Annotated in this window: 9 protein-coding genes; all 9 read right to left on the bottom strand. The window is 71.6% G+C overall.

The genetic code is table 11. The annotated features are described in order from the left end of the window. Nucleotides 1-15 precede the first annotated feature (15 nt). The 9 genes from ACWEQO_RS31595 to ACWEQO_RS31555 all read right to left on the bottom strand — a co-directional run bounded on the left by ACWEQO_RS31595 (nucleotide 16) and on the right by ACWEQO_RS31555 (nucleotide 10853). The gene (locus tag ACWEQO_RS31595) at nucleotides 16-1059 is read right to left on the bottom strand and encodes a pseudouridine synthase (protein ID WP_361460583.1); all 1044 of its coding nucleotides are present in this window, start codon (nucleotides 1057-1059) and stop codon (nucleotides 16-18) included. Further along, nucleotides 1059-1715 carry an SMC-Scp complex subunit ScpB gene (gene scpB, locus ACWEQO_RS31590; protein WP_361460582.1) on the bottom strand — a complete coding sequence of 219 codons (657 nt, stop codon included), beginning with the start codon at nucleotides 1713-1715 and terminating at the stop codon, nucleotides 1059-1061. Before scpB ends, ACWEQO_RS31595 begins: the two co-directional genes overlap by 1 nt. Continuing rightward, entirely contained in the window at nucleotides 1712-2767 is a 1056-nt protein-coding gene (locus tag ACWEQO_RS31585) for a segregation and condensation protein A (RefSeq protein ID WP_452986072.1), read from the bottom strand. Before ACWEQO_RS31585 ends, scpB begins: the two co-directional genes overlap by 4 nt. 18 nt (nucleotides 2768-2785) lie before the next feature. After that, nucleotides 2786-3382: a hypothetical protein gene (locus ACWEQO_RS31580; protein ID WP_361460578.1), complete on the bottom strand. Its 597-nt coding sequence runs from the start codon at nucleotides 3380-3382 to the stop codon at nucleotides 2786-2788. Further along, on the bottom strand, nucleotides 3367-4494 hold the full coding sequence (locus ACWEQO_RS31575; protein ID WP_202280511.1) for a ParA family protein: 1128 nt from the start codon (nucleotides 4492-4494) through the stop codon (nucleotides 3367-3369). Before ACWEQO_RS31575 ends, ACWEQO_RS31580 begins: the two co-directional genes overlap by 16 nt. A 433-nt stretch (nucleotides 4495-4927) precedes the next feature. Next, nucleotides 4928-6052 (bottom strand): alanine dehydrogenase, encoded by a 1125-nt coding sequence (gene ald / locus ACWEQO_RS31570; protein WP_452986084.1) that lies wholly within the window; start codon nucleotides 6050-6052, stop codon nucleotides 4928-4930. Nucleotides 6053-6206: 154 nt separating this feature from the next. Then, on the bottom strand, nucleotides 6207-8309 hold the full coding sequence (locus ACWEQO_RS31565) for a tetratricopeptide repeat protein (RefSeq protein ID WP_452986071.1): 2103 nt from the start codon (nucleotides 8307-8309) through the stop codon (nucleotides 6207-6209). 161 nt (nucleotides 8310-8470) lie between these two features. Beyond that, nucleotides 8471-9097 (bottom strand): NUDIX hydrolase, encoded by a 627-nt coding sequence (locus ACWEQO_RS31560; RefSeq protein ID WP_361460574.1) that lies wholly within the window; start codon nucleotides 9095-9097, stop codon nucleotides 8471-8473. A gap of 109 nt (nucleotides 9098-9206) precedes the next feature. Further along, complete coding sequence (locus tag ACWEQO_RS31555) at nucleotides 9207-10853, bottom strand: CTP synthase (protein ID WP_361460572.1); 1647 nt, start codon at nucleotides 10851-10853, stop codon at nucleotides 9207-9209. Nucleotides 10854-11295 lie beyond the last annotated feature (442 nt).

Genomic DNA, 11295 nt, shown 5'->3' with positions numbered 1-11295 from the left:
CCCGGCGGCAAGCCCCTAGAGCTCGACCTCCTGCATCAACATGCCGACCTCAGTGTTCGACAGCCGGCGCAGCCAGCCCGACTTCTGGTCGCCCAGGGTGATCGGCCCGAACGCCGTGCGCACCAGCTTGTCGACCGGGAAGCCGGCCTCCGCGAGCATGCGGCGCACGATGTGCTTGCGGCCCTCGTGCAGGGTCACCTCGACGAGGTAGTTCCTGCCGGTCTGCTCGACGATGCGGAAGTGGTCCGCGCGCGCGTAACCGTCCTCCAGCTGGATGCCGTCCTTCAGCCGTTTGCCCAGGTCGCGCGGGACCGGCCCGATGATGTGCGCGAGGTAGGTCTTCTTCACCCCGTACCTCGGGTGGGTCAGCCGGTGTGCCAGCTCACCGTGGTTGGTGAGCAGGATGACGCCCTCGGTCTCGGTGTCGAGCCGGCCGACGTGGAACAGCCGGGTCTCGCGGTTGGTGACGTAGTCGCCGAGGCACTGACGCCCGTCGGGGTCCTCCATGGTGGAGACGACGCCGGCGGGCTTGTTCAGCGAGAAGAACTGGTAGGACTGGGTGGCGACGGTCAGCCCGTCCACCTTGACCTCGTCCTTCTCGGGGTCGACCCGGCGGCCCTGCTCCAGCACGATCTCGCCGTTGACCTCGACCCGCGCCTGCTCGATCAGTTCCTCGCAGGCGCGCCGGGAGCCGTACCCCGCGCGGGCGAGCACCTTCTGCAGCCGCTCGCCCTCCTGCTCGGCGCCCGGGAAGGTCTTCGGGGGCTTCACGTCCTTCTTGCCCGCGTACCGGTCGCGGTTGCGCTCCTCCATCCGCGTCTCGTACTCGCGTGAACGCCCGGGGAGGGTGCGACCGCCCCGGCCGCCGCCCTTCTGGGACGACGGCTTGGCGCCGCCACGGCCGGACTTGGGCCCCTCCTTGGCTCCCTCGGGGCCCACGTCGTAGCGGCGCTCCTCGGGGCGGGGTTTGCCGGGGCGGCCCTGCCCCTGCCTCTGGTCCCTGTTGCCGCCTGCACCGCGGGGGTTACCGCGTCCGCCGCTCTTGCCGCTGCTTCGCATCACAATTCCGTGTTCGTAGGGGGACCGTCGTCCGGGTCCGGGGCGTCCGGATCGAACGACGGTACGGCTTCCTGGGTCTCGGCCTCGATCGCCTCCGCCTCCGGGAGGAAGGGCGCGAGCTCCGGGAGCTCGTCCAGACCGCGCAGGCCCATCCGCTCCAGGAAGTAGTTCGTCGTCGTGTACAGGATCGCACCTGTTTCGGGTTCCGTGCCCGCCTCCTCGACCAGACCGCGCTGCAGCAGGGTGCGCATGACCCCGTCGCAGTTCACTCCGCGCACGGCGGAGACCCGGCTGCGGCTGACCGGCTGGCGGTAGGCGACCACGGCGAGGGTCTCCAGGGCGGCCTGGGTGAGCCGGGCCTGCCGGCCGTCCAGGACGAAGCCCTCGACGGCCGCGGCGTACTCGGGGCGGCTGTAGAAGCGCCAGCCGCCGGCGACGAGCCGCAGCTCGAAGCCGCGCCCCTGGGCGGTGTACTCGTCGGCCAGCGCGCGCAACGCGTCCGCGATCAGGCGTCTCGGCCGTTCCAGTGTCTTCGCCAGGTGCTCCTCGGTCACGGGCTCGTCCACGACCATGAGGACCGCCTCCAGAGCGGGCCCGAGGTCGAGGTCCGCGACGGTGCGCAGCCCCGCGGGAACGTCGCTCGTGTCCTCGCTCACGCCTTCTCCTCCTCCGGTCGTCCCTCCGGCTCCCCCGCCTCCTCCGGTTCCCCCGGCGGCTCGGGCGGCCGGTCGAACTCGTCCGTGACGGTGGGGGTGACGTCCCCGTCGCCGCCGGTCCAGCGCACGGTCAGCTCGGCGAGCGCGGTCTCCTGCTCGAGGGCGACGGCCTTCTCCCGGTACAGCTCCAGGAGCGCGAGGAACCGGGCGACGACGGTCAGCGTGTCGTCGGTGTCCTCGATCAGCTCCCGGAAACCGGCCTCGCCGAGTTCCCTCAGCCGCGCCACGACGATCGCAGCCTGCTCCTGCACGCTGACCAGCGGCGCGTGGATGTGGTCGACGTACACCTGCGGTTCGGGCCTGGGCTGCATCGCCTTGACGGCGAGCCTGGCGAACCCCTCCGCGCCGATGTCGAGGACGACCTCGGGCAGCAGCTCGGCGTGGTGCGGCTCGAGCCCCGCGGTCCGGGGGTGGCGCCGGGCCTCGTCGTCGAGCCGCCCGCTGAAGATCTCCGCGATCCGTTTGTACGCCCGGTACTGGAGCAGGCGGGCGAACAACAGGTCCCGGGCCTCCAGCAGGGCGAGGTCCGCCTCGTCCTCCACCTCGGCGACGGGCAGCAGGCGGGCCGCCTTGAGATCGAGCAGGGTGGCCGCCACGACCAGGAACTCGGTCGTCTCGTCCAGGTCCCACTCCGGGCCCAGCGCCCGGATGTACGCCATGAACTCGTCGGTCACCTCGGAGAGCGCGACCTCGGTGACGTCCATCTTGTGCTTCGAGATCAGCTGAAGCAGCAGGTCGAACGGTCCCTCGAAGTTCGACAGCCGGACCTTGAACCTGCCGTCGCCCTCCCCGGCGCCCCCGGCGCTTCCGGTCTCTTCGGCGCTTTCGGCGTCCGGTCGGTCCTCCGTGGCCGCCGGAGCGGGCACGGGGGCGGGAGCAGGAACCGGAGCCCGGGCCTCTGCCGGAGGCGCGGCCCCCGGCCCCCGCCCCAGCGCGCGCCGGCGGCCGGGCCGCGGGCCGTGGCCGGTGGCGGGGGTGTCGTTCGAGGTCATGGCCTCCGCAGGCTACCGCTACCGCCCGCGCAGGCGCCGTACGAGGATGCTGGCGTCCCCGCGGGACTCCAGGTCGGCGAGGACCACGGCGACCGCCTCGCGGACGATCCGGCCCCGGTCGACGGCCAGTCCGTGCTCGCCCCGGAGCACCAGACGGGCGTGCTCGAGGTCCATGAGCTCCTCGGCGGACACGTACACCGTGATCTTCTCGTCGTGCCGCTCACGTCCACTGGGCCGTCGCGCCGCCGCTCTCGCGCGCTTGCGCGGGGCCGCCTCGGCGGCCGTGCCGGCGGAACCGACAGAACCCGCGGAGCCCGTCGCCCCCTGCTGCGTCCCCCGCCGTCGCGCGGGGCGCTCCGGCGCGGTGCGGCTGCGGGACTCGGCGGCCTCGGCCGGCTCGGGCTCCGTGGCGACGTGCTCGGCGCCCTCGCCGTCGCCGCCCTGCGCGGGCACCGACTGCGGAGTGTCGTCCTGGGCCGCGCCGCCCTCCCCCGCGGGAGCGGGGATCCGGGCCTCGCCGCCCGCCTGGCGCCTCGGCGTGGACGGCTGGAGCGCCATCCCCCCTGTCGTACGGAAGAGTTCGTCGGCTCCCGGCAGACTCACTCGGCGTGACACCGGGCGAGCACCTCCCTGGCAAGCTGGCGATAGGCGGCGGCGCCGACGGAGTTGGACGCATACGTGGTGATCGGCTCACCGGCGACGGTCGTCTCCGGGAAGCGGACCGTGCGCCCGATGACCGTGTGGTAGACGTGGTCGTCGAACGCCTCGACGACGCGCGCGAGCACCTCGCGGCTGTGCACCGTGCGCGAGTCGTACATCGTGGCGAGGATCCCGTCGAGCTCCAGCTCGGGGTTGAGCCGTTCCTGGACCTTCTCGATGGTCTCGGTGAGCAGCGCCACGCCGCGCAGGGCGAAGAACTCGCACTCCAGCGGCACGATCACCTTGTGCGCCGCCGTCAGCGCGTTGACCGTGAGCAGGCCGAGCGAGGGCTGGCAGTCGATCACGATGTAGTCGTAGTCGTCCATGAGCGGCTTCAGCGCGCGCTGCAGCGTCGACTCGCGGGCGACCTCGGAGACGAGCTGCACCTCGGCCGCCGACAGGTCGATGTTGCTGGGCAGCAGGTCCATGTTGGGGACCGCCGTCTTCAGCAGCACCTCGTCGGCCGCCATGCCCCGCTCCATGAGCAGGTTGTAGACGGTGAGGTCGAGTTCCATCGGGTTGACGCCGAGCCCGACCGACAGCGCGCCCTGCGGGTCGAAGTCGACGAGCAGCACCCGGCGGCCGTACTCGGCGAGCGCGGCACCCAGGTTGATGGTCGACGTCGTCTTGCCGACGCCGCCCTTCTGGTTGCACATCGCGATGATCTTCGCGGGGCCGTGGTCGGTCAGCGGGCCCGGGATCGGGAAGTACGGCAGCGGGCGGCCGGTCGGGCCGACGCGCTCACGGCGCTGGCGGGCAGCGTCGGGCGCGAGGGTGGCCGCGTACTCGGGATCCGGCTCGTACTCGGCGTCAGGGTCGTAGAAATGCCCCTCGGGCAGTTCGTCGTAGTCGGCGAGTTGGTTGTGGGGCGCGCCACTTCCGTCGCCGGCCATGGCGTTCACGTGATGGCCATCCATGCTCGGGTGTGCAGTGAGAGTCGCCTGCTGACTCTGTTGGGCTGCGAAGGTGTGCACGGCGACGGAGCCGACAGCAGCGAACCCCGCGGGACCCCGGTCCCGTGCAGGCATTCCTGGTTGACCACCCCCGGGAGTAAATGTCGACTCATTCACAAGTCGTCTTACCTCCTTGGTGACCAGGAAACTTCTAGACAGGTCAGCGTGGCATCATGCCGACGGTTGGCGACTCTATGGCGTGTCGGCGGTCCGCAGCAACACAATCCGCCGGACCCGGCCCGATGTGTCGACAATGAAACATCCCTCTGTCAAGGGCGTACGACCGTCGCACAGCAGGTTTCACCGGTGTGCGAATCGGCGGAAGCGTTACGTTCGAGGCGAGTTGTCCTGGATCCGTGAAGTGACCATACACACATCGCGCCGGACCTGTCGGGCAAGGCCGGGCCGAGTCGGCCGCGTTGGTGAAACCGGTTGACGTATCGCCTTTACCGGTCGGTGACTTGGTCGACTTGACGCCCGGAGGTCACCTTCCCCTCCGCCCGCGGGTTCAGTCGAGCAGCGCGGCGACTTCCACGTGGTCCAGGCCGTGGGCTTCGGCGACTTCCCGGTACACGACCTTGCCGTCATGCGTGTTGAGGCCCTTGGCGAGCGCGGGGTCGCGGCGCAGCGCCTCCGCCCAGCCGCGGTCGGCGAGTTCGACGACGTAGGGCAGCGTGGCGTTGGTGAGGGCGTAGGTGGACGTGTTGGGCACCGCGCCGGGCATGTTGGCGACGCAGTAGAAGACCGACTCGTGGACCGTGAAGGTCGGCTCGGTGTGCGTGGTCGGGCGGGAGTCCTCGAAGCAGCCGCCCTGGTCGATCGCGATGTCGACAAGGACACTTCCGGTCTTCATCCGTGCGACGAGGTCGTTGGTGACCAGCTTCGGCGCCCTGGCGCCGGGGATCAGCACCGCGCCGATCACCAGATCGGCCTCCAGACAGGCCGTCTCCAGCTGGAAGGCGTTGGAGACGACGGTCTGGATCCTCGTGCCGAAGACCCGGTCGGCCTCACGGAGTCTGTCGACGTCCTTGTCGAGCAGGGTCACGTGGAACCCCATGCCGACGGCGATCTCCACGGCGTTCCAGCCGGACACTCCTCCGCCGATGACGACGGCCCGGGCGGCCTGCACCCCGGGGACTCCGCCGGGCAGCACACCGCGGCCGCCGCCGGCCCGCATCAGGTGGTAGGCGCCGACCTGGGCGGAGAGCCGCCCCGCGACCTCGGACATGGGCGCGAGCAGCGGCAGCACGCGGCCGGGCAGCTCGACGGTCTCGTAGGCGATCGCGGTGGTGCCGGCCGCCAGCAGTGCGTCCGTGCACTCCCTGGAGGCGGCCAGGTGCAGATAGGTGAAGAGCGTCTGGTCCTTGCGCAGCAGGCGGTACTCCGCGGGGGTCGGCTCCTTGACCTTCAGCAGCAGGTCGGCGGCTGCCCAGACCTCGTCGGCGGTGTCCAGTATCTGCCCTCCCGCGGCGATGTACTCGCCGTCCGGGATCGAGGAGCCGGCGCCCGCGCCGCGCTCGATGACGACCTGATGGCCGTGGCGCACCAGTTCGTGCACGCCGGCGGGGGTGATGGCCACCCGGAACTCGTTGTTCTTGACCTCGCGGGGGATGCCGACCTTCACATCGATCACGGTCCTCGGTTCGCAGGAGAGTTCGCAGGATACGCAGGGCATGAGGTATCACTACTCATACCCCGGCGCCCGCGCGCGCACCGGGGGACCGCCGGAGACAGCGCCGCATCACCGTCTCGACGAAGGCCGTACCACTGTCCGGCCTCGCAAAGCATCAGTCTTCCGCGGGAACACCACGGATTTCGCAGGCGCCGCCTTCTCGCTCCGGGGCGGTTCCGGACGCCTCGGCCGCTTCGGACACGTCGGACGCCTCGGCCTCCTCCCGCAGCATCCGCTCGGCCGTCTCCCGGTGCAGCGCGGCCGAGGCGGGGTCGCCGAGGTGCTCGAAGGTGTCGGCGAGCCGCAGGTGCAGCGCCGCCTGCAGCCGGGTGTCCTCGGCCCGCCGGGCCCATTCCACCGCCTCCCGGCAGGTGCGCAGCGACTCCTCGGGCCGGCCCGCGTACTCCTGGACCCGGGCCAGTTCGCTCAGCGCCCGCGCCTGGGCGGCCACATCGCCGCTCTTGCGGTACCCGGCGACCGCCGCCCGCCAGTTCCGCAGCGCCTCGCCGTAGCGGCCGACGTAGGTGTGGGCGGCGGCGATCCGGCCGTAGAGGCGGGCGGCGTCCGCGCGCTCGTCCCGGGCGAGCCGCTCGGCGAGGGCCCGCCCGAACCAGTCGGCGGCCCGGTCGAAGTCCCCGAGCTCCAGATGGGCGCCCCCCACGGATTCCATCGCGCGGCCGGTCGCGTACGGGTCGTTCGCCGCGCGTCCGGCGTCCAGCGCGGCCCGGTAGCGCGCCAGCGCGTCGGCCGTGCGGCCGGTCCGGGCGTCGAGGTCGCCGAGGTTCAGCAGGGCCGCGGCCTTCTCGCGGGGCAGTTCCCGGCGCTCGGCCACGTCGAGGACGAGGCGGTGGATGCCGTACAGGTCGCTCGCGGCGGCCTGGGTGCCGAAGTGGGCCACCATGGCGCGCACCAGCTGCGACATCAGACGGCGGGCCAGGGTGTCCAGCGTCCCGTCGGCGACCGCGAGCCGGGCCGAGGCCAGCAGGGCGGGCCTGCGGGCCCGCAGCCAGTCGGCGGCGGCCCGGGGGGTGACGAAGCGCAGGGAGCGCGGCATCCCGAGCAGTCTCTCGCGGGCCTGGGGGCTGTCGGTCTCGGTGATGGCCCTGCACGACTGGAGCAGCCGCACGGTCCGCTCCAGCATGCGGGCGCGGGCCAGCTGGAGCTCCCCGGGCCGTTCGTGGGTCTCGGCGAGATCGCGCAGCAGGGGGTGCAGACAGCAGGGCACCTCGTACTGCGGCAGCGACGACCCCACCGGGTGCAGCAGGCCCACGGAGACGAAGTCGTCCAGGGTGGCGCGTGCGCTGCCCACCGAGCAGCCGGCGAGCGCGGAGGCGGTGTGCGGGTCGACCAGGCCGGCCGGGGCCAGGCTCAGCAGGCGCAGGGTCCGGGCGGCGGGCGCGGGCAGTTCGGCGTGCACGAGGTGGAGGACACGGGCGACCGCGGTGCCCGCGGCGCCGACGGCGCCGGTGTCGGGGTCGGTGTGCAGCTGCCTGGCGAGGTCGGCGACGGCGGCCTTGGGCCGGGCGGCGAGCCAGCCGCCGGCCAGGACCAGGGCGGCCGGCTGCCCCTGGCACTGTTCGGCCAGGCTCTCCGCGGCCCGGGGGTCGACGGTGACGCGGACCGAGCCGGTGGAGCGGGAGAGCAGTTCCACGGCGGACTTGGTGTCGAGGCCGCCGAGGGTGCACGGGCGGACGTCGGAGATGCCGGTCAGCGGCCCCTCCGAGACGGCGACCACCAGGCAGTCGGGGTTGTCCGGCAGCAGGGCGTCGACCTGCTCGGCGTCGGCCGCGTCGTCCAGCAGGAGCAGCGTCCGGCGGTCGGCGAGGGCGGTCCGCAGCGCCTCGACGAGATCGTCCTCGGCGGCGCCGGCCGGGGCGGGCACGTCGAGCGCGTCGAGCAGTTCGCGCGCGGAGCGCTCGACGGGTACGCGCGTGCCGTCGGTTTCGCTCAGCCGGGCGCGCAGCACCCCGTCGGGGTACCGGTCGGCGACCTGGCGTACGAGTTCCTCGCCGAGAGCCGTGCGGCCCGAGCCCGGCCGGCCGGCGATGAGCAGCACGCGCGCGCGGGGAGCCTTGCGGCCGGAGAGGGTGTCCAGTCCCGCCCGCTCGATGTCGGCGCGCAGTTCCTTCAGCTCCCTGGTACGGCCCAGGAACCGGTCGCCCACGGCAGCACCCCGGGAGAGCCGTGCACCGTCCGTGTCCGCCGCCTGATCCGTCACGGGCCACACTCCCGTCCCACCGCACGCGCAAGCCCGCCGGGACTCCGGACCGGGCGTTTTCCAGAGCCTAGTTCACGCTCTGCTACGTTCCGTGGGGAGCGCGGCGAACGCGTCCCCCAATCGGATCAGCCGATGGTCACATCGCAAGGGGCCGGGGTGGTTCAGGCCTCGAACGGGCGCGCCGGCCACGGCGCCTCGGCGGGGCGCAGCGCGTCGAGCCCGTCCCCGCTCCGTGCGGCGACGAGCGAGAGGACGCCCACCACCAGGCAGTTGTTGTGCAGTTCACCGGCCAGCACCTTGCGGACCAGGTCCGCGGCGGGCACCCGGGCCAGTTCCATGTCGGCCTCTTCGTCCTCGACCTCGAAGCGGTCGCCCTCGGCCTCGGACAGCCCGCGGGCCAGGAAGATCCGTACGGCCTCGTCGCAGCCGCCGGGGGTGGTGTAGACGTCGGTCAGCACCCGCCAGTCCTCGGCCTTGACGTGCGCCTCCTCGTAGAGCTCCCGCTGGGCGGCGCGCAGCGGGTTCTCTCCGGGCACGTCGAGCAGACCGGCCGGGATCTCCCACAGCTTGTGGCGCACGGGGTGGCGGTACTGGCGCAGGACCAGGACACGGTCGGCGTCGTCGAGGGCGAGGACGGCCACGGAGCCCGGGTGGACCTGGTAGTCGCGGTGGGCCACGGTCCCGTCGGGCATGACCACGTCGTCGGTGCGGACGGAGGTCTTGTTGCCGACGAAGGGGGTCCGGGTCTCCCGGACCTCCCACTCCTCCGGGGTGTCCTTGATCGTCATGCCCGTCCTTCCCGACGTACAGGGGTCGTGCGATTGCGGTGGGTGTGAAGAGCGGCCGGGGTGCTCACCCTTGGGGAGTTCGCACCCCGGCAACCGTACAACCGGTGTGCTACTTCGAGATCTTCCGCTCGACGGCGGCCTTGACGAGACCCGCGAACAGGGGGTGCGGACGCGTCGGACGCGACCGCAGTTCCGGGTGCGCCTGGGTCGCGACCAGGTACGGGTGGACCTCGCGCGGGTACTCGACGTACTCGACGAGCTTGCCGTCCGGGGAGGTGCCGGAGAAGACGATCCCCGCCTTCTTCTCCAGCTCCGCGCGGTAGGCGTTGTTCACCTCGTAGCGGTGCCGGTGGCGCTCCTCGACGTACTCCTTGCCGTCGTACACCTCGCGCACGATCGAGCCCTCGGCCAGCTTCGCCGGGTACATGCCGAGCCGCATCGTGCCGCCCAGGTCGCCCTCACCGGCGACGATGTCGAGCTGCTCGGCCATGGTGGAGACGACCGGGTGGGAGGTGGCCGGATCGAACTCGGTGGAGTTGGCGTCGGAGATGTCCGCGAGGTTGCGGGCCGCCTCGATCACGATGCACTGCAGCCCCAGGCAGAGACCGAGCAGCGGAATCCGGTTCTCGCGCGCGTAGCGGATCGCGCCGACCTTGCCGAGCACCCCGCGGTCCCCGAAGCCGCCGGGGATGCAGATCGCGTCGACGTCACCGAGCTGCGCCTGGGCGCCGGCCGGGGTCTTGCAGTCGTCGGAGGCGACCCACTTGATCTTCACCCGGGCCTTGTTGGCGAAGCCGCCCGCGCGCAGCGCCTCGGTGACCGACAGGTAGGCGTCGGGCAGGTCGATGTACTTGCCGACCAGGGCCATGACGATCTCGTGGTCGGGGTTGTGGACCCGGTCGAGCAGGTCGTCCCAGGTCGTCCAGTCCACGTCCCGGAACGGCAGGTCGAGCTTGCGCACGACGTAGGCGTCCAGGCCCTCGGCGTGCACGACCTTCGGGATGTCGTAGATCGAACGGGCGTCGGGGCAGGCGACCACGGCGGCCTCGTCGACGTCGCACATCAGCGAGATCTTCCGCTTGATCGCGGTCGGCACCTCGCGGTCGCAGCGCAGCACGATCGCGTCCGGCTGGATACCGATGTTGCGCAGCGCGGCGACCGAGTGCTGGGTCGGCTTCGTCTTCAGCTCGCCCGAGGGACCGATGTACGGCAGGAGCGAGATGTGGACGACGAACACGTTGTCGCGGCCGACCTCGTGCCGCACCTGACGGACGGTCTCCAGGAACGGCAGCGACTCGATGTCGCCGACCGTGCCGCCGACCTCGGTGATCACGACGTCGACCTCGTCCGTCGCCATCCGGCGGATGCGGTGCTTGATCTCGTTGGTGATGTGCGGGATGACCTGCACGGTGTCGCCCAGGTACTCGCCGCGCCGCTCCTTGGCGATCACCGTCGAGTAGACCTGTCCCGTGGTGACGTTGGCGGAGCCGTCCAGGTCACGGTCGAGGAAGCGCTCGTAGTGCCCGATGTCCAGGTCGGTCTCGGCGCCGTCGTTGGTGACGAACACCTCACCGTGCTGGAAGGGGTTCATCGTGCCGGGGTCGACGTTGAGGTACGGGTCGAGCTTCTGCATCACGACGCGCAGACCCCGGGCCTTGAGCAGCATGCCGAGGCTGGAGGCGGTCAGGCCCTTGCCGAGAGAGGAAGCGACACCCCCGGTGACGAAGATGTGCTTGGTCGTCGTGGATTTTGGCATGGCCAAGAGGGGGCTCCCGTGGTCGCGGTCTGGAGGGTGCGGGGCGGCTGCCTGCCGGAGAACTCCGGCGGTGCCGTCGCTGCGGTTCGGGGGTGCCCTGTTCGGATTTCCCCTTCGGGGAAGGGGCCCACCGGTCCACGGGCTACCAGCGTATCAGCGACGCGGGGTGGTGCCGTCCGGCCACGCTCCGCGCACGTCCGGGCACGGGACCGTCACCTCTCACGGGCCCGTCACCCGCTGCTCACCCGTTCGGCAGTGGTGCGTTGTCCGGAGCGGCATACAGACCCTCCACGTGCGTCGTATCCTGCTCGGACACCCCACTGCCGAGCCCCGGCCGGCCGGACGGCACCACCCCCGCCCGTCACACCGGAACAACGAAAGCTCGTCAGTTCGTTGATTGAATAATCGGCGCTTTGCATTCATGACTGAGCGACTGCTTTGC

The sequence above is a fragment of the Streptomyces sp. NPDC004051 genome, assembly GCF_053604275.1.
The sequence above is the reverse complement of the archived record's forward strand: the minus strand, read 5'-3'. Positions and strand labels throughout refer to the sequence as shown.

What these genes read in the sequence shown, in the direction of transcription:
- ACWEQO_RS31585 (WP_452986072.1), bottom strand. Translation starts at nt 2,767, where the DNA reads ATGACCTCGAACGACACCCCCGCCACCGGCCACGGCCCGCGGCCCGGC.
- ACWEQO_RS31575 (WP_202280511.1), bottom strand. Translation starts at nt 4,494, where the DNA reads ATGCCTGCACGGGACCGGGGTCCCGCGGGGTTCGCTGCTGTCGGCTCC.
- ACWEQO_RS31595 (WP_361460583.1), bottom strand. Translation starts at nt 1,059, where the DNA reads ATGCGAAGCAGCGGCAAGAGCGGCGGACGCGGTAACCCCCGCGGTGCA.
- ACWEQO_RS31555 (WP_361460572.1), bottom strand. Translation starts at nt 10,853, where the DNA reads ATGCCAAAATCCACGACGACCAAGCACATCTTCGTCACCGGGGGTGTC.
- ACWEQO_RS31560 (WP_361460574.1), bottom strand. Translation starts at nt 9,097, where the DNA reads ATGACGATCAAGGACACCCCGGAGGAGTGGGAGGTCCGGGAGACCCGG.